This is a genomic window from Falsochrobactrum shanghaiense, from assembly GCF_003149535.1.
In the GTDB taxonomy this organism is placed as follows: Bacteria; Pseudomonadota; Alphaproteobacteria; order Rhizobiales; family Rhizobiaceae; genus Brucella; species Brucella shanghaiense.
Genome location: NZ_QGDB01000001.1, coordinates 596,545 through 621,468, shown reverse-complemented (window position 1 = coordinate 621,468; position 24,924 = coordinate 596,545). Strand labels below are relative to the sequence as shown.

The following is a 24,924-nucleotide window of genomic DNA, read 5'->3' as shown; positions in this document are numbered from 1 at the left end:
CTATGACTGCCATAACGGGCCGCATTAGCCAATGTCCTTGTAATCGTGAGAAATGCGACCGATATGTCGTCTGTCGCCCCCAAAGCTTGTTTATCGTCTTTAACGTCCGGGGGTGATTTTTCATATGAAAGATGCTATTGACTTTAGTGTCTGCTTGACGACATTTCCGTGACCGACTGCGGTTTGATTGGGGATATGTCATCGCGGCAACGAAATTGAATCGCCTTTAGTGACAATAATCAGGAGATAACGACCATTCGCCGACCGTTCAGAGCGACGCCGGTCCAGAAAGATGGACCACGTTCCAACCGCGATATCCGGGTGCCCCGGGTTCAGCTTATTGATGCCGAGGGACAGAACCACGGCACCGTTTCGATTCAGGAAGCAATTGCGCTGGCGGAGGAAGCTGGCCTTGATCTCGTCGAGATCGTGCCGAATGCCGAACCGCCCGTCTGCAAGATCGTGGATCTTGGCAAGCTGAAATATCAGAATCAGAAAAAAGCTTCCGAAGCGCGCAAAAAGCAGAAGACGGTCGAAATCAAGGAAATCAAGATGCGACCGAACATCGACACCCATGATTATGAGGTGAAGATGCGGGCTGCGCAGCGTTTCTTCGATGAAGGCGACAAGGTCAAGTTCACGCTGCGTTTTCGCGGACGTGAAATGGCGCATCAGGAGCTTGGCATGAAGCTGCTCCAGCGCGTCAAGGAAGAGACAACCGAGATCGCGAAGGTGGAAGCCGAGCCGAAGCTCGAAGGCCGCCAGATGATGATGGTGCTGGCTCCGCGCTGATCTTTCTCATATTGCCTTGGAAAAGCCGCCTTTCGGGCGGTTTTTCTTTGCCTGAACAAATCGCTTTCAGGAACAGACATGAAAACATTGGGCGAACTGGGCAAATATCAGCAGCGTCGTCGGCAGGTAATTGCAATCATCATAGCGCTTCTGGTTGTAGCGCTGCTGTTCGTGAGGGCGCAATCTTCAAACCACATTCATGAATATATCGAAGCATTCGGCATCAGCCTGATCGTTGTCGCCATTATCGGGCGCATATGGTGCACGCTCTATATTGGTGGCCGCAAGAGCGCTGAAATCGTAAGCAGTGGTCCCTATTCGGTGACGCGCAATCCGCTTTATGTTTTCAGCGCCATCGGCGCTGTGGGCGTGGGTGCGCAGACGGGAAGCCTGATCGTGGCACTGGCTTTCGGCCTTTTGTGCTATCTGGCTTTTGCGACAGTGATCCGCACGGAAGAAAAGTTTCTCGCGCAGAATTTCGGCCAGCCCTATCGCGAATATCTGGCGCGGGTTCCGCGCTTTTTTCCCAATTTCGCGCTGTTTCGCGACGATGCCGAACTGGTGGTGAAGCCCGACCGGATTTATCGCACTTTCATGGACGGCCTGATATTCTTCATCGCCTATCCGTTTTTCGAGTTCGTCGAATATCTCCAGAATATCGGCACGCTGCCGGTTCTGCTGAGACTTTATTGAGGCTCGCGCCGATTCTCCATTGCCTTTTTAAGGCTTTATGCCTATAAGGCCGCGTCGAACCGCCCGGCAGGGCATGCCGTGGCGGTTTCGTATGCCTTCCGGGCTTGGTCGGTCCGGGAGTAAAACAGGGTTTCTGTCGGTTGCAGACACGAACGCCACTTAAAGCAAGAGGCGTGGAGTGCCGCAGGCACGACGGGGACTAAACAAAGGAGTAGCAAAATGCCCAAGATGAAGACCAAATCGGCCGCCAAGAAGCGGTTCAAGATCACTGCTACAGGCAAAGTCATGGCTGCCGCTGCCGGCAAGCGCCATGGTATGATCAAGCGCTCGAACAAGTTCATTCGCGATGCACGCGGCACCATGGTTCTGTCCGATGCCGATGCAAAGATCGTAAAACAGTTCCTGCCCAACGGCCTTTAAGCCGCGCCTTTTAAGGAGATCATATTATGGCACGTGTAAAACGCGGCGTGACGGGTCATGCCAAGCACAAGAAAGTTCTCGATCAGGCCGCTGGCTTCCGTGGTCGTCGCAAGAACACCATCCGCACCGCCAAGGCTGCTGTCGATCGTTCGAAGCAATATGCCTATCGCGACCGCAAGAATCGCAAGCGTTCGTTCCGCGCTCTGTGGATCCAGCGCATCAATGCGGCTGTCCGTGAGCAGGGCCTGACCTATGGCCGTTTCATCGATGGTCTGGCCAAGGCTGGTATTGAGGTTGACCGCAAGGTTCTGTCCGACATTGCAATCCATGAGCCCGAAGCATTCGGTGCGCTGGTTGCATCGGCAAAGAAGGCTCTCGAATATCTCAAGAACACCGAGACGCCGAACGCTTTTGAAGGCGCTGTCCGCTAAGCCAGCCCTTCCCGAAGTGATATTGTGAATTTTGGGAACCCGCGCTGGCTCGGCTGGCGCGGGTTTTTCTTCATGAGTCCGGCAGGTGCGAGCGGGATGCCGCCAAGAGGCGTGGAGCGCCGCAGGCGCGACAGGGATTTAAAGCAAGAGGCGTGGAGCGCCATAGGCGCGACAGGGAAGCAACCAAGAGGCGTGGAGTGCCGAAGGCACGACAGGGAAGCAAATAATGAGCGATCTTGAACAACTCGAACAAGCGATTCTGAGCGAAATTGCCGCCGCCCATGACGAGCAGGCGATTGAAGCGGTGCGCGTCGCGGCTCTTGGCAAGAAGGGCACGGTTTCGGAGAAACTGAAGACGCTGGGTTCCATGTCGCCGGAAGAGCGGCAGGCGCAGGGACCGGCGATCAACGGCCTGAAAAACCGCGTCACCGAAGCGCTGGCCGAACGCAAGGCCGAACTGCGCAAGGCGGCAGTGGCTGCGCGTCTTGAGCGCGAAAAGCTTGACGTGACGCTTCCGGTGCGCGAAAGCGCTGCATCGCGCGGACGCATTCATCCGATTTCGCAGGTCATCGATGAAATCACGGCGATTTTTGCCGATATGGGCTTTTCGATTGCCGAAGGCCCGGATGTCGAAACCGATTATTATAATTTCACGGCGCTGAACTTTCCCGAAGGCCATCCGGCGCGCGAAATGCACGACACTTTCTTCTTCAATCCGGACGAAAATGGCGAGCGCAAGCTGCTGCGCACCCACACGTCGCCGGTGCAGGTGCACACGATGGAGAAATTTGCCGCGCTGCGCGACAAGGAAGGCCGTGACGAGCCGATCCGCATCGTCATTCCCGGCAAGACCTACCGCATGGATTCCGACGCCACCCATTCGCCGATGTTCCATCAGGTCGAAGGTCTGGTTGTCGATAAAAGCGCCAATGTCGCCAATATGAAATGGGTGCTGGAAGAATTCTGCAAGGCGTTCTTTGAAGTGCCGTCGCTTAATATGCGCATGCGCCCGAGCTTCTTCCCCTTCACCGAACCATCGGTCGAAGTGGATATTCAGTGCGACCGTTCCGGCCCGCATGTGAAATTCGGCGAGGGCAATGACTGGCTTGAAATTCTTGGCTGCGGCATGGTGCATCCCAATGTGCTGCGCATGTCGGGCTATGACCCGGAAGTCTATCAGGGCTTTGCATGGGGCATGGGTATCGACCGCATCGCCATGCTGAAATACGGTATGCCGGACCTGCGCGCCTTCTTCGACGCCGATGTGCGCTGGCTCAACCATTATGGTTTCCGCCCGCTTGATATTCCGACACTTTTCGGCGGCCTGAGCGCTTAAAGACAGGAAGGACAGACACATGAAATTCACGCTTTCCTGGCTCAAGGATCACCTTGAAACCGATGCGACGCTCGATGAGATCGTCGAGAAGCTGACCGATATTGGTCTGGAAGTGGAGGGCGTCGATGATCGCGCCGTTTTCAGAAGCTTCACCATTGCCAGGGTGCTGACGGCTACCCAGCACCCCGATGCCGACAAGCTGCGCGTTCTCAGCGTCGATAGCGGCGACGGCAAGCCGTTGCAGATCGTCTGCGGCGCACCCAATGCGCGCGCTGGTCTTGTGGGCGTTCTGGCGCGTCCGGGCGATTACGTGCCGGGCATCGACGTCACGCTTTCGGTCGGCAAGATCAGGGGCGTCGAAAGCTTCGGCATGATGTGCTCCGAGCGCGAGCTGGAATTGTCCGATGAGCATGACGGCATTATCGACCTGCCCGAAAATGCGCCTGTCGGCACCAGTTTTGCCGCCTATGCCGGACTTGACGATCCGGTCATCGAAATCGGCCTCACGCCCAATCGTGCCGATTGCACCGGCATTCGCGGCATTGCCCGCGATCTTGCCGCCGCTGGCCTTGGTCGGCTGAAAGACACGCTGCCTGAACCCGTCAAGGGCGAGGGCGAAACGCCGGTCAAGGTCGTTCTGGATCAGGATGCGGAAAACCCGTTCTGCACCGGCTTTGCGCTGCGCATGGTCAGGGGTGTGAAGAACGGCCCCAGCCCCAAATGGATGCAGCAGCGCCTCAAGGCCATCGGCCTGCGCCCGATCAATGCGCTGGTGGATATTACCAATTACGTGACCTTCGATCAGGGCCGTCCACTGCATGTTTTCGATGCGGCCAAGGTCAAGGGCAATCTCACCGTTCGTCCGGCAAAGGATGGCGAGACGATTCTGGCGCTCGACCAGCGCGAATATAAGCTCAAGCCTGACATGTATGTGATTGCCGATGAAAACGGGCCTGAATCGATTGCCGGTATCATGGGCGGCGAACATTCGGGCTGCGACGAAAACACGGTCGATGTGCTGATCGAATCGGCCCTTTGGGACCCGCGCATGATTGCGCGCACGGGCCGCGAACTGGGTATCGTCACCGATGCGCGCTATCGCTTCGAGCGCGGCGTGGACCCGGAAATGATGCTGCCGGGTGCGGAAATCGCAACGAAGCTCGTTATGGAACTTTGCGGCGGCGAGCCGACGGTTCTCGACGTCGTGGGCTATAGCAAGTCTGAGCAGCGCGTGATCGATTTCCCGGTTTCGGAGGTCAGGCGCCTGACGGGGCTTGAAGTCTCCTATGATGAATCCGCCGACATTCTCAAGCGCCTCGGCTTCGGCGTCGAGGGCGACGGCAAGACCATCAGGGCCACTGTTCCCACATGGCGCAATGATGTGGAAGGCAAGGCGGATCTTGTGGAAGAGGTCATGCGTATTCATGGCATCAACGAGATTAAGCCGCAGCCGCTGCCAAGCCACAGCGCGGTCAATGGCCGCATCCTGACCACCATGCAGATACGCACCCGCCATGCGCGCCGTATGCTTGCTTCGCGCGGCATGATGGAAGCCGTGACCTATTCCTTCATTTCGGAAGCGCAGGCCAAAGCCTTTGGCGGCGGCAAGCCGGAATTGAAACTGGCCAATCCCATTGCAGCCGATATGTCGGACATGCGGCCTTCGCTGCTGCCGGGCCTGCTCGCAGCCGCGCAGCGCAATGCGGACCGCGGCTTTGGCGATATTGCCCTGTTCGAAGTTTCGGGCATTTATGAAGGCGACAAGCCGGAACAGCAGCGCCGCGTCGCTGGCGGCGTGCGCCGCGGCACGGCAGGCGTCGAAGGTGCGGGCCGCTTCTGGTCGGGCAATGCTCCCGCCGTCGGCGTGTTCGACGCCAAGGCCGATGCGCTGGCGGCGCTGGAAGCGGCTGGTGCGCCGGTCGATCGCATCCAGATCGAAGCCGGTGGGCCGGAATGGTTCCATCTGGGTCGTTCGGGCACGCTAAAGCTTGGTCCGAAGGTGGTGCTTGGATATTTCGGCGAATTCCACCCCGATACGCTGGAAGCGCTTGATGTGTCGGGTGCGCTATGCGGCTTCGAGGTCTATATCGACGCAGTTCCTGAACCCAAGGCGAAGATCACGCGCACGAAGCCGGCCCTGGCTCTGTCGCAGTTCCAGAGCCTCAAGCGCGATTTTGCGTTTGTCGTGGATGCAGGCGTGGAAGCGGGCAATGTCGTGAAGGCGGTTTCATCCGCTGACAAGAAGCTGATTGCAGGCGTTCAGGTTTTCGACATCTTCACCGGCGCTTCGCTGGGCGCGGGCAAGAAGTCGATTGCCGTCGAAGTGCTGTTGCAGCCGCAGGACCGCACGCTGACCGACGAGGATCTGGAAGCCCTGTCGAGCCGCGTCGTGGCCAATGTCACGAAACAGACCGGCGGCGTCCTGCGCGGATAGTGATGACGAAAGCCCGCTCACCGGCGGGCTTTTATGTGCCAGAGAGGAGAACGGCATGTTTCGTTGGGGTGTTCTTTCGACCGCAAAAATCGGCGTTACGCAGGTGATCCCGGCGCTCTGCGCCTCCGATAATGGCGTGGTCCATGCCATTGCGAGCCGCGATCATGCAAAGGCGCGTGCGGTGGCGGATCGTTTCGGCGTGCCGCTCTCTTTCGGCTCCTATGAGGAACTGCTTGCCTGCGATGAAGTCGATGGCGTCTATATTCCGCTGCCAACTGCGCAGCATGTCGAATGGGCCTTGAAGGCAGCACAGGCGGGCAAGCATGTGTTGTGCGAAAAGCCCATCGCGCTCAAGGCCGAAGACATCGACCCGCTTATCGCCGCGCGCGACCGCTACAAGGTCGTGATGGCTGAAGCCTTCATGGTCTATTACCACCCGCAATGGATCAAACTGCGTTATCTTCTGGCAGAAGGGGCGATCGGCACGCTGCGCCATGTGCAGGGTGCTTTCACCTATTTCAATGTCGATGCAGGCAATATGCGCAACCGGCCGGAACTGGGCGGCGGCGCTTTGCCCGACATCGGCGTCTATCCAACGGTCGTAACCCGCATGGTGACGGGCAAGGAGCCCTTGTCGGTGCAGGCGCGGGTTGAATATGATCCCAAATTCGGCACCGACCGCTATGCCAATGTGGCGGCGCGTTTCGACGGATTTGATCTCAGCTTCTATGTCGCAACGCAATTGGCGGGTCGCCAGACAATGGTTTTCCATGGCGACAAGGGCTTTATCGAGGTCCATGCGCCGTTCAATACCGGAAAATATGGCCATGGCCGCATCACGCTTTACGATGCAGCCCACACGCAGGCGAGCGAATGGTCGTTTGGCGATGCGAACCATTATCAGTTGCAGGCGGAAAACTTCGTGCGCGCTGTGCGCGGCGAAAATGTGATGCTGTTTTCGCTGGAAAACTCGCGCGCCAACCAGAAATTCATCGATGCCATCTACCGCGCGGGCAAAAATGAGGGGTTTGTAGATGTATGACAGCGCCTGCAAGCCTTGCCGGACATGAATCTTGCATTGTCCGGCAGCTTGTAGCGACTTGTGACTTGCAGTGAAAAACTGCCTTTCTTATATACGCCTCGCACGAGGCTTTGATGACAGGCCCGGCGGATCGGAAGCGATCCCCGTACCGCAGCCTTGAAGCAGGCATTGTGAAACCGATAGGAACTGCCTTAGAACGCTCGGTAGAGGTTCAGGCGGTTTGCTGAATGGAGAGAAATATGGCTAAAGTTATTGGTATCGATCTGGGAACGACCAACTCCTGCGTCGCCGTCATGGATGGCAAGAACGCGAAGGTCATCGAGAATGCCGAAGGTGCGCGCACGACGCCTTCGATCATCGCTTTCAGCGAAACTGACGAACGCCTCGCTGGTCAGCCTGCGAAGCGTCAGGCCGTCACCAATCCTGAAGGCACCCTGTTTGCCGTCAAGCGCCTGATCGGTCGCCGCTTTGACGACCCGATGGTCACCAAGGACAAGGACCTTGTTCCCTACAAGATCGTCAAGGGCGACAATGGCGATGCATGGGTCGAAACCCACGGCAAGAAATATTCCCCCTCGCAGATTTCGGCCATGATCCTTCAGAAGATGAAGGAAACCGCTGAATCCTACCTTGGCGAAAAGGTCGAGCAGGCCGTCATCACGGTTCCGGCCTATTTCAACGACGCCCAGCGTCAGGCCACCAAGGACGCCGGCAAGATCGCCGGTCTGGAAGTCCTGCGCATCATCAACGAGCCGACCGCAGCCGCCCTTGCCTATGGTCTCGACAAGAATGAAGGCAAGACCATCGCCGTCTACGACCTTGGCGGCGGCACCTTCGACGTGTCGATCCTCGAAATCGGCGATGGCGTCTTCGAGGTGAAGTCGACCAATGGCGACACCTTCCTTGGCGGTGAAGACTTCGACATGCGTCTGGTCGAATATCTGGTTGCCGAGTTCAAGAAGGAAAGCGGTATCGACCTCAAGAACGACAAGCTTGCTTTGCAGCGCCTCAAGGAAGCTGCCGAAAAGGCCAAGATCGAACTGTCGTCGGCGCAGCAGACCGAAATCAACCTGCCGTTCATCACGGCGGACCAGACCGGCCCGAAGCACCTTGCAATCAAGCTTTCGCGCGCCAAGTTCGAAAGCCTCGTGGATGATTTCGTCCAGCGCACCATCGAACCGTGCAAGGCCGCGCTCAAGGATGCGGGCCTCAAGGCTGGCGAAATCGACGAAGTGGTTCTGGTCGGCGGCATGACCCGCATGCCGAAAATTCAGGAAGTCGTGAAGGCTTTCTTCGGCAAGGAACCGCATAAGGGCGTGAACCCCGATGAAGTCGTCGCCATGGGCGCGGCCATTCAGGGCGGCGTGTTGCAGGGCGACGTCAAGGACGTTCTGCTGCTTGACGTGACCCCGCTTTCGCTCGGTATCGAAACGCTCGGCGGCGTGTTCACGCGCCTGATCGAACGCAACACCACGATCCCGACCAAGAAGTCGCAGACCTTTTCCACCGCCGAAGACAATCAGTCGGCTGTGACGATCCGCGTCTTCCAGGGCGAGCGTGAAATGGCAGCCGACAACAAGATGCTCGGCCAGTTCGACCTCGTTGGCATTCCGCCCGCACCGCGCGGCGTGCCGCAGATCGAAGTGACCTTCGACATCGACGCCAACGGCATTGTCAACGTGTCCGCCAAGGACAAGGGCACCGGCAAGGAACACCAGATCCGCATTCAGGCATCGGGTGGCCTTTCGGACGCCGACATCGAAAAGATGGTCAAGGACGCAGAAGCCAATGCCGAGGCCGACAAGCAGCGCCGCGATGCGGTCGAAGCCAAGAATCAGGGCGAAAGCCTCCTGCATTCGACCGAAAAGTCGATGAAGGAATATGGCGACAAGGTTTCGGCTGAAGACAAGCAGGCCATTGAGGATGCGATGGCAGCCCTCAAGACCGCGCTTGAAGGCGACGATGCCGAAGACATCAAGGCGAAGACGCAGACGCTTGCCGAAGCTTCGATGAAGCTTGGTCAGGCCATGTATGAAGCCGCGCAGGCTTCGGAAGAAGCAGGCGCGCAGGGTGACGAACAGGCTTCGTCCAACGACGATGTTGTCGATGCCGATTATGAAGAAATCGACGACGACAAGAAAAAGTCGTAAGCCTTGTCCGTAAAGCTCAAGCCCGGGGTAACTCCCGGGCTTGAACGGCCTTTCGGGACGGTTGAACCGGACGGACAAATGAAAACAGTCCAGCATCAGGCCGCTTTTTTGTTTTGATGTGGCATGTTGCGCCAAACAGGACCGGGGACGCTACCGTGAACGGGGAAGCGGTCCATCCGTCGGGATAACGAACTGATGAAGATCGACTATTACGAAGCTCTGGGTGTCGAGAGAACCGCAGACGAGAAAACGCTGAAATCGGCGTTCCGCAAGCTCGCCATGCAATATCACCCGGACCGCAATCCGGATAATCCGGAAGCGGAACGCAAGTTCAAGGAAATCGGCGAAGCCTATGAAACGCTGAAAGACCCGCAGAAGCGCGCAGCCTACGACCGCTTCGGCCATGCAGCCTTCGAGAATGGCGGCATGGGTGGCGGTTTTGGTCAGGGCGGTTTCGGTGGTGCCGGTGGATTTGCCGATATTTTCGAAGATATTTTCGGCGAGATGATGGGCGGCGGTCGCCGTCGCTCCAGCGGTGGTCGCGAACGCGGCGCCGATCTGCGCTACAATATGGAAGTGACGCTGGAAGAAGCCTATGCGGGCAAGGCAGCGCAAATCCGCGTGCCGACTTCCATCACCTGCGATGAATGCACCGGCTCCGGCGCCAAGGCCGGTTCGCAGCCCACCACCTGCACCATGTGCGGCGGGGCGGGCCGGGTGCGTGCTTCACAGGGCTTTTTCTCGGTCGAGCGCACCTGCCCGACCTGTAACGGTCGCGGCCAGATCATCAAGGACCCCTGCGGCAAGTGCCATGGTCAGGGCCGCGTGACGCAGGAACGCTCGCTTTCGGTCAATATTCCTGCTGGTATCGAGGATGGAACCCGTATCCGTCTGGCCGGTGAGGGCGAGGCGGGAACGCGCGGCGGACCGTCGGGCGATCTCTACATCTTCCTGTCGGTCAAGCCGCATGAATTCTTCCAGCGCGACGGGGCCGATCTTTATTGCAAGGTGCCGATCTCGATGACCACCGCAGCTCTTGGCGGTCAGTTCGAGGTTTCGACCCTTGATGGCACGCAGACGCGGGTGAAAGTGCCCGAAGGCACGCAGAACGCCAGGCAGTTCCGCCTCAAGGGCAAGGGCATGCCGGTGCTGCGTCAGGCGGTCTTTGGCGATCTCTATATCCAGATCGACATCGAGACGCCGCAAAACCTCTCCAAGCGCCAGCGCGAGCTGCTTGAGGAGTTCGAATCGCTTTCCTCGAAGGAGAACAGCCCCAAATCGGCTGGCTTCTTCTCCCGGATGAAAGAGTTTTTCGAGGGAATTGCTGAATGAAGAAAAGGAGGCCGCGAGGCTTCCTTTTTTATTGTTTTCCTTATTCCTGCCTTGCTTAGAGAATTCAAAACGGCATAAACTTGTTCAATAACGACAATGGGAGCATAGAGGATGGCAGGACAGCTCGGCAGGAAACTGGCCGCGAAGTTCGATGAGGAGATTCGTTTTTTCAAAGGCTGGATAGACGGACCCAAGGCGGTCGGTGCCATATTGCCGACGAGTTCCATCACCGCGCGGCGCATGGCGAGCGTCATCGATATTCATTCCGGCTTGCCTGTTCTTGAGCTTGGGCCGGGCACCGGTGTCATCACCAAAGCCATTCTCAATCATGGCGTAAAGCCTTCCGACCTTTATTCGGTGGAATATTCGCAGGATTTTACCGAACATCTGCGCAAGACCTTTACCGGCGTGAATATTCTTCAGGGCGACGCATTCGATCTCGATGCCGCTCTGGGCGAGAAAAACAATCTGCAATTCGACAGCATCATTTCCGCCGTGCCGATGCTCAATTTCCCCATGGAGCGCCGGGTGTGGCTGGTCGAAAACTTGCTTGCACGCATGCCGCAGGGCCGTCCGTTGATCCAGATCACCTATGGCCCCATGCCGCCGGTGCCAGCTGGAAAAGGCAATTATGCCGTGCAGCACTATGATTTCGTGATGCGCAATGTACCGCCAGCACAGCTTTGGGTCTATCGTAGCCCTCTGGTGTGATTCTCCAAGGGTTCGCGATCCATGTCTCCACGCATTCTGGTGTTTGCGGGTTCGATCCGCACAGGCGCATTTTCCGGCCAAATGGCGGATGCTGCTTCTCAGCAGCTTGCTGAACTGGGCGCGGAAGTGACCCGCATTTCCCTTGTCGATTATCCGCTCCCGATCATGGATGAGGATCTGGAAAAGGAAAAAGGCGTTCCGGAAAATGCAATGCGGCTCGGACGTCTTTTCGCGGCCCATGACGGGCTGATGATCTGTTCGCCCGAATATAATGCCTCGATCCCGCCGCTTCTCAAAAACACGCTCGATTGGGTTAGCCGCATATCAAAAGATGGCGATAAGCCTTTCAAGCCCTATGCCGGGCTGACCGTCGGCCTCTGCTCGACCTCTGACGGCAATTTTGCCGGAATGCGCGGGCTTTATCATCTGCGTGCCGTGCTGATGGCGGTTGGAACGCAAATCGTCACCGAACAATGTTCGGTCGCCCACGCATCCGAAGCCTTCAATGAGGATGGCAGGCTGAAAAACGAGCGCAGTGCGAAAGCGCTGCACAGGGTCTGCGCGAGCCTGATTGAGCACGCGCGCTGATTTTTCCTTTCGCAAATGGTTTCCTTATGCGATCAGGGGGAAATCCTGCTGGAGAGTTTCATGACGACAATGCAATTGCGCGACCGCCTGATCGTCGGTCTGGATGTGCCGACGCTCGCCGAGGCGGAAAGACTGGTCGAAGAACTGGGCGATACGGTCTCTTTCTACAAGATCGGCTATCAGCTGGTTTTCGCGGGCGGTCTGGATTTCGCGCGCGCGCTGGTTGCGGCAAAGAAAAAAGTCTTCCTCGACATGAAGCTGCTCGACATCGACAACACCATTGCCAAAGGCGTGGAAAATGTCGCGAAAATGGGCGTCTCCATGCTCACGCTCCATGCCTATCCCAAGGCGATGCGCGCAGCGGTCGAAGCCGCGAAAGGCTCGGACCTCTGCCTGCTGGGTGTTACCGTGCTCACCTCCATGGACGATGCCGATCTCAGGGAAGCAGGTTATGCGGACACAGCCGAAACGCTTGTGCTAAAACGCGCGGCGCAGGCGCGCGCAGCAGGCATGGGCGGCATCGTGGCATCGGCTGCCGAAGCTTCCGCCATTCGTCAGGCTGTTGGCGAGGAAATGGCCGTGGTCACGCCCGGCATTCGCCCGGCAGGCGCTGAAAAGGGCGACCAGAAGCGGGTCATGACGCCAGCCGATGCGCTCAAAGCCGGTGCCAGCCATCTTGTGGTAGCGCGTCCCATTGTGGCAGCATCCGACCGCAAGGCGGCGGCAACGGCTATTCTGGACGAAATGCGCTCGGCCTTATAATTGCAATCGAGGAGGAAACAATGACCAAGGCCTATTGGATTGCCCGCGTGGATGCCCGTGACCCGGAGCGTTACAAGGATTATGTTTCGACCGCCAAGCCTGCTTTCGAGCGTTATGGCGCAAAATTCATCGCGCGCGGCGGCAAGGCGGAAGCTGTCGAAGGACCGGGCCGCGCGCGCAATGTCATCATCGAATTTGAATCCATGCAGCACGCGCTCGATTGCTACAATTCGCCCGAATATCAGGCGGCGAAAGCCATCCGCCAGACGGTGGCCGATGGCGAGATTGTGATCGTCGAAGGCGTCTGACGGAAATCTCCGGCAAAAGCAGGGACGGACCTGCCTGCGGCCTTTCAGGCCGCAGAAAGGGCTATCTCGTCTGTTGATTCCGTCTTAAGTTTCCGCAACTGCGAATCGCGAGGAAATCATGGCTCTTAAAGTTGCGGTCCAGATGGACCATATCAGCACGGTCAGCATTGCGGGTGACACGTCATTCGCCCTGTCGCTTGAGGCGCAAAAGCGCGGGCACGAACTTTATCATTACACGCCCGACCGTCTTTCCATGCGCGATGGCGTGGTGACGGCTCTCATCGAAAAGATGGAACTGCGCGACATCAAGGGCGATCATTATACGCTGGGCGAGCCGGTGCGTCGTGACCTGTCGGAAATGGATGTCATCCTGCTGCGTCAGGACCCGCCATTCGACATGAATTACATCACCACCACGCATCTGCTGGAACGCATCCACCCCAAGACGCTGGTGGTGAACGATCCGGCATGGGTGCGCAACAGCCCGGAAAAGATTTTCGTCACCGAATTTCCCGACCTGATGCCCGAAACGCTCATTACCAAAGACCCGCAGGAAGTCCTCGATTTCCGCCGCGAATTTGGCGACATCATCCTCAAGCCGCTTTACGGCAATGGCGGGGCGGGAGTGTTTCATCTGGCCGATGGCGACCGCAATCTCAGCTCGCTTCTGGAAATGTTCGAGCAGCTTTTCCGCGAGCCTTTCATCGCGCAGCGCTATCTCAAGGATGTGCGCGCTGGCGACAAGCGCATCATCCTCATTGATGGCGAGCCGGTTGGCGCGATCAATCGCGTGCCGTCGGAAACGGATGCGCGCTCCAACATGCACGCCGGTGGCCGTGCGGAACAGAGCAAGCTTACGCCGCGCGAGCGTGAAATCTGCGAGCGCATCGGCCCGTCGCTCCGCGAGCGCGGCTTCATTCTGGTCGGCATCGATGTGATCGGCGATTACATGACCGAGATCAATGTCACGTCGCCAACCGGTATCCGCGAAATCGAACGTTTCGACGGCACCAATATCGCAGCGCTGTTCTGGGATGCGGTCGAAGCCAAAAGATAATTCGTTCCCGAAACGTTCTTGAAACTCCCGCCGAACCATGCTTAACTCCTGAAGTTGTATTCAGGCATTTCCCGCTTGCGGGTTGTGCTGCGTGGCGGGCGGGGGTTCATGGTCGCGCGGGTGGGAACGGTTGCCTTTCAGGGCATAGAGGCGGTGCCGGTCGACGTGCAGGTCATGATCGCGCCGGGAAAAATGGGCATGTCGATTGTCGGCTTGCCCGATAAGGCCGTGGCCGAAAGCCGCGAGCGCGTGCAGGCGGCGCTTCATGCATCCGGCCTTTCCATGCCGACGAAGCGGGTGACGGTCAATCTCGCGCCTGCCGATCTGCCCAAGGAAGGCTCGCATTACGATCTGCCGATCGCAGTCGGGCTGATGGCGGCGATGGGCGCCATTCCGGCCGATGCCATTCAATCCTATCTGGTTCTGGGTGAATTATCGCTCGATGGCGCGATTACGGCTGTCGCGGGCGTGTTGCCCGCCGCAATCGGGGCCAATCGCGCTGATAAAGGGCTGATCTGCCCTCATGCCTGCGGGGCGGAAGCGGCATGGGCGGGCGCGGATATTGATATTCTTGCCCCGCGCAGCCTGATTGCGCTGGCCAATCATTTCAAGGGGACACAGGTGCTGACGCCGCCTGAACCCTCCATGCGGGTATCGAGCGAGGTGCAGGCTGATCTCGCCGACATCAAGGGGCAGGAGACGGCCAAACGGGCGCTGGAAATCGCTGCTGCCGGAAACCATAATCTTTTGCTTGTTGGCCCTCCCGGATCGGGCAAATCCATGCTGGCGCAGCGTCTGCCCTCGATCCTGCCACGGCTTTCGCCGCGTGAATTGCTCGATGTTTCTATGATCGCATCGATTGCGGGCGAGCTGGCGAGCGGAAGATTGTCGGACAGGCGGCCTTTTCGCGCGCCGCATCATTCTGCTTCCATGGCGGCGATGGTCGGCGGCGGCATGCGCGCGAAGCCCGGTGAAGTGTCGCTGGCTCATAATGGCGTGCTGTTTCTCGATGAGTTTCCCGAGTTTTCGCCGCAGGTGCTCGATTCCCTGCGCCAGCCGCTGGAAACCGGCGAATGTATGATCGCGCGCGTCAATCATCGCACCAGTTATCCGGCGCGCTTTCAGTTGATCGCGGCAATGAATCCATGCCGCTGCGGCATGGCGGGCGAGCCGGGCCATACATGCGCGCGTGGCCGGCGTTGCCAGAGCGACTATCAGGCGCGTATTTCCGGCCCCTTGCTGGATCGTATCGATCTGCGCGTGGATATGCCTGCCGTTTCAGCGCTTGATCTTATCGAGCCGTCACAATCGGAAACAAGCGAAACAGTTGCAAAGAGGGTGGCGCGGGCGCGCGCGATACAGGCTGCGCGTTATTCCGCCCTTGGGCTGGACCCGGCCATGACCAATGCGCATTGCTCGGCCAATCTGATCGAGGAGGTGGCAAGGCCCGATGCGGCGGGGCTGAAATTGCTGCGCGATGCCAGCGAGCAAATGCGCTTTTCCGCCCGCGCCTATCATCGCATTCTCAAAGTGGCGCGCACGCTGGCCGATCTTGACGGAGTGGACAATATCGGGCGCATCCATCTGGCGGGCGCGATTTCCTATCGCATGGGCGCGGATCGCCTGATTGCGGCGGGATAAAGCATGTCGCCCGAAAGTGTGTACCGGTTTCGGGATAACGGCATGCGTTAAAACAAAAACTGAAAGCGCATCCCGAAAAGTGTGAAACGGTTTTCGGACAAGATGCGCGTTAAAGCAAAAACTGAAAGCGTAAGGAGCGAATCTGAAAGATCGCGACACGCTTTGTTCGGCAGGCTTACTTGACGGCGCCGACCAGCAGATTGTCCGGCGCTTCGATGCTTACCCAGCGGCCCGTATGGCTGGCCGACTGACGCTTGAGAAAGGTGTAGTCGGACTCATCCCAGCGCATGACCTCATCGGTCAGATTGTCGAGGATGAAATCGCCGCGATCTGTGCGTACGGTCAGGACCGCATGGCCTTCGCCATCGGGCTTGCGAACGACGGTAATAAGCAGGTCCGTCATCGGAATGCCGGCCTGATGCAGTTCGCGCTGCTTGAGCAGGACATAATCCTCGCAGTCGCCAACCGTGGTCGGATAATCCCAATATTCCTCGACGCCAAAAATTTCCATATCGGTCATCGGCTGGATGCGCTCATTGACCGAAAGATTGATCTCGACAATGTTTTGCCAATTGTTGTGCCCAAGTGCAAGCGGGCGCGTGTCGCGGCTGGTAATAGCGCATTCGCTGGCTTCGCGCTTGCAGAATTCATAATGCCCGATCGGCTGTGAGGTCAGCTTGCCCGTCTGCATATAAGCGCTCGTTGCAGCCTCGGCACCAAATCCTGACACGAGAACGGCTGCACCCAGACTTGCAGCAGCGATAATTTTTCTGGCCGAGCGAACTACGCAAAACATACTCAACGCCTTTTTTCACAGCCCGCACAGGGCATTTATTAACGAAAAGTTAAAATATGAAACATGGCCCGAGTCAATTCGCATCGCCCCGTCTTCGCCCGACATCTTAATTAATGGTTAATGCGGGTGGAGCGTAAAATATACACGCATAAAGTGTATCTACATATGTAAAAAACCGCCGCTAGGGTCAGCGGCGGTCTATATAGATAGTAAAATCAATGGTTCGTTTCAGGCAGGCGTGAAGCAGACCTTCGTATGACCGGCGTTGATAAAGCCCAGACGCTGCGCAGCACCCTTGGAAAGATCCAGCACGCGGCCTTTGATGAAGGGGCCGCGATCATTGATGCGCACAATGAGCGACTTGCCGTTTTTCTGGTTGGTGACCTTGATCTTGCTGCCCAAAGGCAGGGTGCGATGGGCTGCGGTCATTCCAGCGGGATTCATGCGTTCGCCGGAAGCGGTGCGCGATGTGAGCGCATACCAGGATGCGCCGCCGCAGCGCGCGGCCTCTGCTTCCATTGCGGTGACTGAAAAAAGACCTGTCGTCGCAACGGCGAGCATGGCAAAGCGGATATTGAACTTCATACTAGTTCCACGAGTCGTTTCGGAGAGGCTTCTCATTCATGAGCGAGAAGACCGCTGCCATCTGGAATCAAAATATGGCAATGACATGCCCTTAATGAGAGTATTATAGGGCTGATAAAGAGAATGACTTGGAGGAAAAATATCCTATATTGAGCGTTGTTTACTCTTTTATCCAAGAGTATCCAAGGAATATTTTGAAAATATGATGCTTGGCAAGAATTTATACTTTAAGGATGCAAGGCTGATTGCCGGTATATATGCTTTTCTGTGCATAAAACCGGAAAATCAGCTTTTCTTTCGCCTTTTCCTCAGGAGCATCGATGCAATTTCTATTTGCAACCCCAGTCATAAGGGGAATTGCGGAAGTTGAAACATTGAGGCAAAATCGGGGCAAAACCGGGGCGAAAATGCTGCGGCTCACGGGAATGATGGAGCAGGCCGGTTCGATTTGAGCGGACCCGGTTAAATCCTGTATCGGGCAATAGCCGCCTCGCTTATGACAAGCACAGGACGCTATAATTGTGGGCAGCGGCGGCTGGCCGATTTTTGCAGCTTGCCGTGGCGAATGCCCCTTATGGGCCGATAAATATTTCTCATTTGCTTTGAATAACGCATCCGCACTTCAATCGGGCTGCTTCGCCGGCCGCGGCCGGGCAGTGAGTGGCTCGGACTTATCCTATTGAAACCTTGGCTGGATGCAGAGATGACCGCAGGAACGACGAAAGAACTGGCAAATTATATTTCTACAATGCGCTATGAGGATCTGCCAGACGATGTGGTGGACGGCGCGCTCCGAGCCGTAATAGATTCGGTCGGCAACATAATTTCTGCATCCTTGATCGAGCATCGCCTGCCGCTCATTAATCTGGCCAAGTCGATGGGGAGAGGTGTTCCGGAGGCTAGCCTGTTCAGGAACAGCGAACGCATCACCATGACGAGCGCAGCCTTTGGAAATTGCGCCCAGGCGACGATTATCGACTTTTGCGACGCCGCCAGCAGTCGGCACGGGCATGTGGTGATCTGGCCGGGAGCAATCACGGTTCCGGCAGCGCTCGCGGCCGTCGAGGCAACCAGAGGGTCGGGCAGGGCCTTGTTGACCAGTGTTGTGGCGGGTTATGAATGCGGCACGCGCATCGTCCGTGCGATGGACATCGACAGCCCCTTGCAGGGCCCAGTTCAGGCGCGCGGTCCGTCGGTCTTCTGCTCCGCCGCTGCCGCCGGGCATGCCCTGGGGCTTGATCCCGCGCAGATGACTTCGGCGCTGGGAATGGCCGGTGTCTATTGCCCTGTCTCAGCCGGTTATCGTTTCTACGGGGACGAAGGTCTGGTGCCGAGGGCGCACATAACCCATGGCTGGGCCTGGATGAGTCTTTCGGGCGTATTCGCCGCTCAATCGGCAAGCGCGGGTCTGGAAATGCTGCAGGAGCAGAACATTCTCGATGGCGACCGCGGCCTGTGGCGCATGCTGGGCATGACGGAGTTCGACCCTGAAGCCGTCACGAAGGATCTCGGTAAAAGCTTTTCGATTCCAAACTTCAATACGAAAGGTCATCCGGGATGCTCGTTCACCCACGGCTCCATCATCGGAACTGGCAAGCTTCTCTCGGATAATGGCATCGATGTGGATGCCATCGAGCAAATCACGGTCGCGACCAACACAAGAGACACAGTCGGATTCGAGGATCGCTCCCCGACCAATCTCGTCGACCGGATGTTCAGTCTTCCCGAGCAATTGTCGATCGCGCTGGTGGCCGGAGAGCCCGGACCGGGCTGGTATGCCGAAGATATTCTCGACAGTCCGGCAAGAACAGCGCTTGCAGACCGGATTCGCGTTGCAGTCGATGAGGAATGTGAGGCCGCCCGCGACCATGGAAAACGCATTACGAAAATAGAACTCCGGACGAAGGACGGCCGCGTTCTCCATCATGAACGCGAGGGCGGCTCGCGGCTCAGCTCGCTTGAGGACATCGAAGCCAAGTTCCTGATCAGTGTCGGACAGGTTGTCGGCTCTGAGCGTGCATCCGCGATACTTGAGAAAATCCACCATTTGCCGGAAGCGGAGAATTTGGACGATCTGATCCATGCGATAAACCAGTAGTCGCTATATTAGCCGGTCCGCCTTCACAACTCCGACATTGTCTGTGCCCGGTTTTGACGGCTGTATAAAGGGCCTTGATGAAGGCATCAGCTAAATCAATTTCTCAAATGGTGTCGGCAAAGTAGAGTACCCGGAAATAAATAATTGCCGCAGGGTGCAGGCTGTTCGTCGGTGCCTCAGGGCACCATGGGAGGATGCAAATGGACGCAAATGTCGACACCCTGTCGTTAAGTCTGGCCCGATGGGTTGAGGCTCTTCGCTACGAGGATCTGCCGCCGGAAGTCATTCATCATATCAGGCGGTCCCTCCTCGATTATCTTGGTGTTGCCATCAGGGGGGCGTCTTCACGCGTTCCCCGGATTCTGCTCCAATATCTTGTGGCTTCGGAGGGTAAGGGCGGCGCTTCCGTCCTCGGCACGGATCAAGGGCTTTCGTCAGCGAATGCGGCGCTCGCGAATGGCACCGCTGCCGCGGCGCTCGAACTCGATGACGGTCATGCAAAAGCTGCCGTGCATCTGGGCGCGGTCTCCTTTCCGGCTATATTGGCGACGGCGGAGGAACGGGGCTCAACAAGCAGGGACGTCATTCTGGCCGCTGCCGCCGCTTATGAAGTCGCGTCGCGATTGGCGATGGCTGCGGACAGGGCGGCAAGGCGCGGTTTTAATAATACGCCGCTGATCGGCGGTTTCGCTGCGGCTGCCGGGGTTGCAAAAATCCTCGGCGGCGATGCCCGCACGATTGCCCACGCTCTTGGCCTTGCGGGGTCGACGACTGGCGGCCTGTTCGACTACCATGGAGGCTGGCTGGATTCGTGGTGCGTAAATACGGGAAGAACCAGCCGCGAAGGGTTGCTCTGCGCCAATCTGGCCGCCTCCGGGATCGCGGGGCCGCTTGATATTTTTCATGGGCCGCGCGGTTTCGCCGTTGCCTTCACCGATGGGGAGTTCGATGGAAACGCTGTTCTCCGTTCGATCGGGCAGGAATGGCGCATGCTCGAAACTTATATCAAACCCTATCCCTGCTGCAGGCGACTTCATTCGCCCATCGACGCCGTTCTTTCCTTACGGCCCAAAGTCGGGGATATTGACGCGGTTGAACGGATCGTGGTCGAGACATCGGCGGATTCCGCCCGCCTCGACCGCAAGGACTTTGATAGTGTTTCGGCCGCCCAGATGAGCATACCCTACGGCGTCGCCGTGGCGCTCATACACGGTGCGCCGACGCTGGAACATTTCGAGGCGGACGTCCGCGAGGATCTGCGTATCCGGCGCCTTGCCGATCTCGTGGAGGTTCGCAAATCGGACGATCCCGACGTTGCGGACCGCCAGTCGAGCGCCCGGGTGAGCCTGTCGATCGGCGGCGTCACATCCGGGGTCACGGTGGAGGAACCATCGGGGAACCCGGCCAACCCCGTCGATGACGGCGCGCTTGAGGAGAAGTTTCGCCAGCTGGTCGAGCCGGTGATCGGTGGTTCCGCTACCACGCGTCTGGCCGAGCGGGTCTGGTCATTCGGCGATGTCCGGCACGAGCCGGAAGAGGGCGGGGAACTGCATTTTCTTGGAAGTCTCCATGCCCGGTAATCAGCCGCGTGCTCATGCCCAGAACAGTATTCTTGCAGCCGAAGCGGCTGGCATTCAGACCATAAACCGTGACACGAAAAGGAATGAAGCATGAAGAGAGCGACGCTGCGCAGTTTGTTGGGCCAGCCGGAAATCGTTTTCCTGCCTGGCGGGGGCGGTCCGCTCGATATGCTGCTCATCGAGCAGGCAGGTTACAAAGGGGCTTATCTCAGCGGTTATTCGGTCGCAGCGCAAAGATATGGCCTGCCGGATATTGGGCTTATCGCCTTCAAGGAGATGCTGGAAGCCGTTGAAGCCGTGTGCCGGGTGTCGGCTCTTCCGATTATCGTTGATGGCGACACCGGCTATGGCGGCATTCTGAATGTCCGGCAAACCATCCGGGAATTCGAGGCGGCGGGAGCTGCGGCAGTATCGATCGAAGACCAGTGCTGGCCGAAGCGGTGCGGCCATATGCAAAACAAGATGATCGAGCCGATCGCAACCTCCATCGGCAAGATTGAAGCCGCCGTTCAGGCCCGCCGCAGTGACGACCTGATGATTGTGGCGCGTACCGACGCGCGCGATGTGCTCGGCCTCGATGAAGCCATTCGCCGGTGCAAGGCCTATAAGGCTGCCGGTGCCGATATGGTTTCCCTCCACAGCCCTCAATCCATCGAGGATCTGAAGGTCTTGCTGGGCGAGATCGAGGGACCGCATACCATAACCATAGGAGAAGGGGAGTTCACGGACGGCATCGAGGTATCCGATCTCTTCAGCATGGGCTTTGAATTTGCCAGCCTGGCCAGCAGCAGCCTTCGAACCTATGTGTCGGCCGTGTCCACAATGCTCGGAAATGTCAGGAAAAACGGTCATGTCCGTGACATTGCCAGATCGGCCGTCAGCCTCGATGCTCTAAACGACATCGTAGGGCTCAAGGCATTGCAGGAATTTGAGGATAATATTGCCATGCGGGAGAATGTGGTCGGCTGAAGCATCCCGCAGCTAAACGGATTCGTTTAGAGCGGTTCCTGTTTAAACAGAATCGTTGGAACCGCTCTATCTATTTGTTTTTACGTATTATCCTGCGCAGAGCTGTTTCACATTCTTGCTGAAAATGCTCTGGTCCCACTCCCGGCTGTCTGTCGCGCTTGCGCCTTTCATCATCTGCCCCGTACCAGGGCGGACGAATTTCGCATGGGCGGACCGAAGGCCCTGATCTCAAGCATATTTCTGATAAAGCGGAGCCCGCGCAGCGACGGCAAATGCTGTTATGGGCAGGGAGTTAAGATGAATTCTATTAATCCCCGCATATTCACAATTAATTTTCAAAATGATCGGACCGACTTGCATAATCAAGTGTGGCCGCAGGCATGGCAATCATCGTGCCACGTCAATAATCCACCAACATAAGAAGGGAACTTATCTATGTCGTTGCTCTTACTGAGACGATTTTGCCGAACGGGATTTCTGGCGGCGGCGCTCATATCCATGATTTTTGCGGCTCCCGCGCGGGCGGAGCAGAAGACGGAAGAAGTTAAATTCGGCCTGTTGCCCGGACTGGCGCTTTATCTCCCGCTTTGGGTGGCCGACGACAAGGGATTTTTTGCCGAGCACAAGGTTAGCCCGACTTATGTCAATGTCGGCGGCGGCGGCGCGCAAACGATGGCAGCGCTTCTGGGCGGTAGTTTCGACATGACGGATCTGTCGTTGCCGGCCCTCGCTATTGCCAATGAGAAGGGCCAGGATCTGCGTGTCATCGCGGGCAACCATACCAACCTGTCATATGTGCTGCTTGTTCGCAGCGATCTTGCGGAGCCGACCATGGATGAAGGCTATCCGGCGATCATGCACAAGCTGCGCGGCAAGCGAGTGGCGGCAAGTACCATCGGATCGAACTCCTATATCGTCATGAAACATCTGCTTGAGGGCGCGGGCATGACGTTTGATGACATAGTGCTCACTCAGGTCCAGACCGGCAGCTCTGCTTCCGTAATGATGGCGGCGGACCAGCTTGATGTTGTGTTGCAGAGCGAACCGTATGTTTCGATGCTCACTGATCAACTCAAGAAGGGGCGGATCATCCTTGATCTGAGGACGCCGGAAGGTACAGCGGCTGCAGGTCTCGACGGTCTGATCTATGACATCTGGTTGGCCAAGGCTTCGGTTGCGAAAGAAGATCGTGTCATCCGCGCAACCAAGGCGCTCGATGAGGGGATCAAGTACATACAGGACCCCAATACCGACATCAAATATCTCATGGACATCACCCGCAAGAACCTGAAGCTCGATCTGTCTGATGATCTTTTACAGGCCCAGATTAAAAGCATGATTCCGGCTTTCCGGACCGTCATCACGCGTGAAGACGTGGAGCGTTCCTTCAAGGTTCTGGGGATTGACGCGATGCCCTATGAATCGGTTGTCACTGGCCTTGCGGCTGAAAAATAGACAGCGGGGCGTCAGGTTGCGGCCGCAGACGGCCAATGCCTGACACTTCGATTTGACCCGATATGGAAAAGACAATGAACGCACTGAACACAGCGGCGGTGAATGCTGTAGAACTCAGATCTGTCAGCCATTCATTCCCGTCTCACGACCCTTCTCTTCCTCCCGTGCCTGTCGTCAACAAGGTCACGCTGAATGTCGCCAAGGGCGAGTTCATCGCAATTATCGGCCCAAGCGGGTGCGGAAAGTCCACGCTTCTGAACATGGTCGCCGGCATTGTGAAGCCGGATCGCGGATCGGTTCTCGTCAATGGCCGCCCGGTGGATGGGATAGATCCGGCCCGGGGCGTGGGCTACATGTTTGCCAATGATTCACTCTTTCCGTGGCGCACCACATGGGAGAATGTCGCACTCGGTCCGGAGCTGCGGCGCGATCCGGCCAAGAAGGAGAAGGCATTCGAGATGCTGCGTCTTGTTGGTCTTTCGGGTGCGGAATACAAATACAGATCGCAGCTCTCGCACGGAATGAGACAACGCGCCTCGCTGGCACGCACGCTCGCGCAGGACCCCGATATTCTCCTGCTGGACGAACCTTTCGGGGCTCTGGATGCACAAACCAAAGTCCTTGTTGAAGAAGAATTCATGCGCATTCGCGATGCGCGCGGCAGCACCGTCCTGTTCGTGACGCACGATCTGACCGAAGCCATTACTCTGGCGGACAAGGTCGTCGTCATGTCGGCGCGGCCCACTTACATCAAATCCGAGGTCGTGGTCTCGATTGAACGCCCGCGTTCTCTGGTGGGAACACGCTTCGATAAGACCGCGCAGGAATTGTATCTCAATCTTTGGGAAGAACTCCGCCCCGAGGTGACGGCGCAAGAGCTGGAGAAGGCATCATGACCCATGCAACTGTAGCGAGGCTGCCTGTCCAAAGGCGGTTTCATGTTCCTGTTCTTCTGGCCAGAATTCTCCTGGCGGTCGGAGCGCTGCTTCTGTGGGAAGCGCTGGCGACGTTCCATATTGTCGATGAATTCTGGATCAGCAAGCCGAGCAAGGTCTTCCCGGCAATTGTCGAATATCTTTCCACCCGCGAGGGCTGGTACGCGGTGGCCGTCACCTTTTATGAAGCCGTCTGGGGCTTCATCCTTGCCATGTTCTTCGGGGTTATCAGCGGGTTCCTGATCACCCGTTCCGAATATATCAAGTCTGTCCTGAACCCGTTTGTCGGCGTTATGAATGCCGTCCCTAGACTGGCGCTCATTCCCCTCTTCATCGTGTGGTTCGGTATCGATTCACTGTCAAAAGTCATGATGGTGTTCATGATCTGCTATTTCGTGGTGCTGGTGAATACAATCAGCGCCATCGAAGGAGTGGATCGCGAACTCGTTCTGGTTGCCCGGCTTCTTGGTGCCAACAAGAGAGACATCCAGCGAAAGGTCATGATTCCAAGCTCGATCCCGTGGCTGTTCGCCGCCACACGAATCTGCGTGGGAAATGCCGTCGGCGGCGCTGTCGTGGCCGAAATGGTCGCAGGCAATGGCGGACTTGGCTTCATGGTAAGCGCGGCAGCGGCGATGCTCAACCTGCGCGATGTCTTTGTGGCCGTGATAATCGTGATGGCGATCGCATATTGTTGTGACGTTCTGCTTTTGAAACTGGAACGCCGACTGCTTCGCTGGCGACCCTCGGCAATGGCTTCCTGAAAAGCATGCCGCCCGAAAGCGGGAACCGGTTTCGGGATAAGCGGC

The 24,924-nt window shown here is 57.5% G+C and carries 24 protein-coding genes; 22 read left to right on the top strand and 2 right to left on the bottom strand.

Annotation, left to right across the window (positions count from 1 at the left end; genetic code table 11):
• Positions 1-255 precede the first annotated feature (255 nt).
• The 15 genes from infC (at position 256) to DKP76_RS02885 (ending at position 15,697) form a co-directional block, all read left to right on the top strand.
• Complete coding sequence (infC, locus tag DKP76_RS02955) at positions 256-792, top strand: translation initiation factor IF-3 (RefSeq protein ID WP_109704906.1); 537 nt, start codon at positions 256-258, stop codon at positions 790-792.
• Positions 793-870: 78 nt separating this feature from the next.
• Positions 871-1,485 (top strand): methyltransferase family protein, encoded by a 615-nt coding sequence (locus tag DKP76_RS02950; protein ID WP_109704905.1) that lies wholly within the window; start codon positions 871-873, stop codon positions 1,483-1,485.
• A gap of 219 nt (positions 1,486-1,704) precedes the next feature.
• Positions 1,705-1,905, top strand: a complete 201-nt coding sequence (rpmI, locus tag DKP76_RS02945; protein WP_109704904.1) for a 50S ribosomal protein L35 — start codon at positions 1,705-1,707, stop codon at positions 1,903-1,905.
• 26 nt (positions 1,906-1,931) lie between these two features.
• Positions 1,932-2,336, top strand: coding sequence for a 50S ribosomal protein L20 (rplT, locus tag DKP76_RS02940; protein ID WP_109704903.1), 405 nt, complete (start codon positions 1,932-1,934; stop codon positions 2,334-2,336).
• A 226-nt stretch (positions 2,337-2,562) separates the two neighbouring features.
• On the top strand, positions 2,563-3,672 hold the full coding sequence (gene pheS, locus DKP76_RS02935) for a phenylalanine--tRNA ligase subunit alpha (protein WP_109704902.1): 1,110 nt from the start codon (positions 2,563-2,565) through the stop codon (positions 3,670-3,672).
• 19 nt (positions 3,673-3,691) lie between these two features.
• Positions 3,692-6,106 (top strand): phenylalanine--tRNA ligase subunit beta, encoded by a 2,415-nt coding sequence (gene pheT, locus DKP76_RS02930; protein WP_109704901.1) that lies wholly within the window; start codon positions 3,692-3,694, stop codon positions 6,104-6,106.
• 55 nt (positions 6,107-6,161) lie between these two features.
• Complete coding sequence (locus tag DKP76_RS02925; protein ID WP_109704900.1) at positions 6,162-7,148, top strand: Gfo/Idh/MocA family protein; 987 nt, start codon at positions 6,162-6,164, stop codon at positions 7,146-7,148.
• 239 nt (positions 7,149-7,387) lie between these two features.
• Positions 7,388-9,298: a molecular chaperone DnaK gene (gene dnaK, locus DKP76_RS02920; protein ID WP_109704899.1), complete on the top strand. Its 1,911-nt coding sequence runs from the start codon at positions 7,388-7,390 to the stop codon at positions 9,296-9,298.
• A gap of 195 nt (positions 9,299-9,493) precedes the next feature.
• Entirely contained in the window at positions 9,494-10,630 is a 1,137-nt protein-coding gene (gene dnaJ, locus DKP76_RS02915) for a molecular chaperone DnaJ (RefSeq protein ID WP_199224734.1), read from the top strand.
• Between the two features lie 111 nt (positions 10,631-10,741).
• The gene (gene pmtA / locus DKP76_RS02910) at positions 10,742-11,341 is read left to right on the top strand and encodes a phospholipid N-methyltransferase PmtA (RefSeq protein WP_109704897.1); all 600 of its coding nucleotides are present in this window, start codon (positions 10,742-10,744) and stop codon (positions 11,339-11,341) included.
• A 21-nt stretch (positions 11,342-11,362) separates the two neighbouring features.
• On the top strand, positions 11,363-11,929 hold the full coding sequence (locus DKP76_RS02905) for an NADPH-dependent FMN reductase (RefSeq protein ID WP_109704896.1): 567 nt from the start codon (positions 11,363-11,365) through the stop codon (positions 11,927-11,929).
• 60 nt (positions 11,930-11,989) lie between these two features.
• The gene (gene pyrF, locus DKP76_RS02900; protein ID WP_109704895.1) at positions 11,990-12,691 is read left to right on the top strand and encodes an orotidine-5'-phosphate decarboxylase; all 702 of its coding nucleotides are present in this window, start codon (positions 11,990-11,992) and stop codon (positions 12,689-12,691) included.
• Between the two features lie 20 nt (positions 12,692-12,711).
• On the top strand, positions 12,712-12,999 hold the full coding sequence (locus DKP76_RS02895; protein ID WP_109704894.1) for a DUF1330 domain-containing protein: 288 nt from the start codon (positions 12,712-12,714) through the stop codon (positions 12,997-12,999).
• A gap of 118 nt (positions 13,000-13,117) precedes the next feature.
• A complete protein-coding gene (gene gshB, locus DKP76_RS02890; protein ID WP_109704893.1) occupies positions 13,118-14,056 on the top strand; it encodes a glutathione synthase in 939 nt (312 codons plus the stop codon).
• A gap of 108 nt (positions 14,057-14,164) precedes the next feature.
• Complete coding sequence (locus DKP76_RS02885) at positions 14,165-15,697, top strand: YifB family Mg chelatase-like AAA ATPase (protein ID WP_109705156.1); 1,533 nt, start codon at positions 14,165-14,167, stop codon at positions 15,695-15,697.
• 175 nt (positions 15,698-15,872) lie between these two features.
• On the opposite strand, the gene DKP76_RS02880 is transcribed toward DKP76_RS02885, so the two are convergent.
• Complete coding sequence (locus tag DKP76_RS02880; protein WP_109704892.1) at positions 15,873-16,493, bottom strand: transglutaminase-like cysteine peptidase; 621 nt, start codon at positions 16,491-16,493, stop codon at positions 15,873-15,875.
• A 228-nt stretch (positions 16,494-16,721) separates the two neighbouring features.
• Positions 16,722-17,078: a septal ring lytic transglycosylase RlpA family protein gene (locus tag DKP76_RS02875; protein ID WP_109704891.1), complete on the bottom strand. Its 357-nt coding sequence runs from the start codon at positions 17,076-17,078 to the stop codon at positions 16,722-16,724.
• Between the two features lie 320 nt (positions 17,079-17,398).
• Here DKP76_RS02875 and DKP76_RS19735 point away from each other — a divergent pair, with 320 nt between their 5' ends.
• The 7 genes from DKP76_RS19735 (at position 17,399) to DKP76_RS02845 (ending at position 24,879) form a co-directional block, all read left to right on the top strand.
• Positions 17,399-17,530, top strand: coding sequence for a hypothetical protein (locus DKP76_RS19735; RefSeq protein WP_280953515.1), 132 nt, complete (start codon positions 17,399-17,401; stop codon positions 17,528-17,530).
• Between the two features lie 251 nt (positions 17,531-17,781).
• Positions 17,782-19,176: an MmgE/PrpD family protein gene (locus DKP76_RS02870; protein ID WP_109704890.1), complete on the top strand. Its 1,395-nt coding sequence runs from the start codon at positions 17,782-17,784 to the stop codon at positions 19,174-19,176.
• A gap of 200 nt (positions 19,177-19,376) precedes the next feature.
• Entirely contained in the window at positions 19,377-20,756 is a 1,380-nt protein-coding gene (locus tag DKP76_RS02865; RefSeq protein WP_158279401.1) for an MmgE/PrpD family protein, read from the top strand.
• 90 nt (positions 20,757-20,846) lie between these two features.
• Positions 20,847-21,725, top strand: coding sequence for an isocitrate lyase/PEP mutase family protein (locus DKP76_RS02860; RefSeq protein WP_109704888.1), 879 nt, complete (start codon positions 20,847-20,849; stop codon positions 21,723-21,725).
• A 498-nt stretch (positions 21,726-22,223) separates the two neighbouring features.
• Positions 22,224-23,180: an ABC transporter substrate-binding protein gene (locus tag DKP76_RS02855; RefSeq protein WP_158279400.1), complete on the top strand. Its 957-nt coding sequence runs from the start codon at positions 22,224-22,226 to the stop codon at positions 23,178-23,180.
• 74 nt (positions 23,181-23,254) lie between these two features.
• Entirely contained in the window at positions 23,255-24,076 is an 822-nt protein-coding gene (locus DKP76_RS02850; protein ID WP_158279399.1) for an ABC transporter ATP-binding protein, read from the top strand.
• Positions 24,073-24,879 (top strand): ABC transporter permease, encoded by an 807-nt coding sequence (locus DKP76_RS02845; protein ID WP_109704885.1) that lies wholly within the window; start codon positions 24,073-24,075, stop codon positions 24,877-24,879. Before DKP76_RS02850 ends, DKP76_RS02845 begins: the two co-directional genes overlap by 4 nt.
• Positions 24,880-24,924: the final 45 nt, after the last annotated feature.

What these genes read in the sequence shown, in the direction of transcription:
- DKP76_RS02950 (WP_109704905.1), top strand. Translation starts at nt 871, where the DNA reads ATGAAAACATTGGGCGAACTGGGCAAATATCAGCAGCGTCGTCGGCAG.
- rpmI (WP_109704904.1), top strand. Translation starts at nt 1,705, where the DNA reads ATGCCCAAGATGAAGACCAAATCGGCCGCCAAGAAGCGGTTCAAGATC.
- rplT (WP_109704903.1), top strand. Translation starts at nt 1,932, where the DNA reads ATGGCACGTGTAAAACGCGGCGTGACGGGTCATGCCAAGCACAAGAAA.
- pheS (WP_109704902.1), top strand. Translation starts at nt 2,563, where the DNA reads ATGAGCGATCTTGAACAACTCGAACAAGCGATTCTGAGCGAAATTGCC.
- pheT (WP_109704901.1), top strand. Translation starts at nt 3,692, where the DNA reads ATGAAATTCACGCTTTCCTGGCTCAAGGATCACCTTGAAACCGATGCG.
- DKP76_RS02925 (WP_109704900.1), top strand. Translation starts at nt 6,162, where the DNA reads ATGTTTCGTTGGGGTGTTCTTTCGACCGCAAAAATCGGCGTTACGCAG.
- dnaK (WP_109704899.1), top strand. Translation starts at nt 7,388, where the DNA reads ATGGCTAAAGTTATTGGTATCGATCTGGGAACGACCAACTCCTGCGTC.
- dnaJ (WP_199224734.1), top strand. Translation starts at nt 9,494, where the DNA reads ATGAAGATCGACTATTACGAAGCTCTGGGTGTCGAGAGAACCGCAGAC.
- pmtA (WP_109704897.1), top strand. Translation starts at nt 10,742, where the DNA reads ATGGCAGGACAGCTCGGCAGGAAACTGGCCGCGAAGTTCGATGAGGAG.
- DKP76_RS02905 (WP_109704896.1), top strand. Translation starts at nt 11,363, where the DNA reads ATGTCTCCACGCATTCTGGTGTTTGCGGGTTCGATCCGCACAGGCGCA.
- pyrF (WP_109704895.1), top strand. Translation starts at nt 11,990, where the DNA reads ATGACGACAATGCAATTGCGCGACCGCCTGATCGTCGGTCTGGATGTG.
- DKP76_RS02895 (WP_109704894.1), top strand. Translation starts at nt 12,712, where the DNA reads ATGACCAAGGCCTATTGGATTGCCCGCGTGGATGCCCGTGACCCGGAG.
- gshB (WP_109704893.1), top strand. Translation starts at nt 13,118, where the DNA reads ATGGCTCTTAAAGTTGCGGTCCAGATGGACCATATCAGCACGGTCAGC.
- DKP76_RS02885 (WP_109705156.1), top strand. Translation starts at nt 14,165, where the DNA reads ATGGTCGCGCGGGTGGGAACGGTTGCCTTTCAGGGCATAGAGGCGGTG.
- DKP76_RS02880 (WP_109704892.1), bottom strand. Translation starts at nt 16,493, where the DNA reads ATGTTTTGCGTAGTTCGCTCGGCCAGAAAAATTATCGCTGCTGCAAGT.
- DKP76_RS02875 (WP_109704891.1), bottom strand. Translation starts at nt 17,078, where the DNA reads ATGAAGTTCAATATCCGCTTTGCCATGCTCGCCGTTGCGACGACAGGT.
- DKP76_RS19735 (WP_280953515.1), top strand. Translation starts at nt 17,399, where the DNA reads ATGCAATTTCTATTTGCAACCCCAGTCATAAGGGGAATTGCGGAAGTT.
- DKP76_RS02870 (WP_109704890.1), top strand. Translation starts at nt 17,782, where the DNA reads ATGACCGCAGGAACGACGAAAGAACTGGCAAATTATATTTCTACAATG.
- DKP76_RS02865 (WP_158279401.1), top strand. Translation starts at nt 19,377, where the DNA reads ATGGACGCAAATGTCGACACCCTGTCGTTAAGTCTGGCCCGATGGGTT.
- DKP76_RS02860 (WP_109704888.1), top strand. Translation starts at nt 20,847, where the DNA reads ATGAAGAGAGCGACGCTGCGCAGTTTGTTGGGCCAGCCGGAAATCGTT.
- DKP76_RS02855 (WP_158279400.1), top strand. Translation starts at nt 22,224, where the DNA reads ATGATTTTTGCGGCTCCCGCGCGGGCGGAGCAGAAGACGGAAGAAGTT.
- DKP76_RS02850 (WP_158279399.1), top strand. Translation starts at nt 23,255, where the DNA reads ATGAACGCACTGAACACAGCGGCGGTGAATGCTGTAGAACTCAGATCT.
- DKP76_RS02845 (WP_109704885.1), top strand. Translation starts at nt 24,073, where the DNA reads ATGACCCATGCAACTGTAGCGAGGCTGCCTGTCCAAAGGCGGTTTCAT.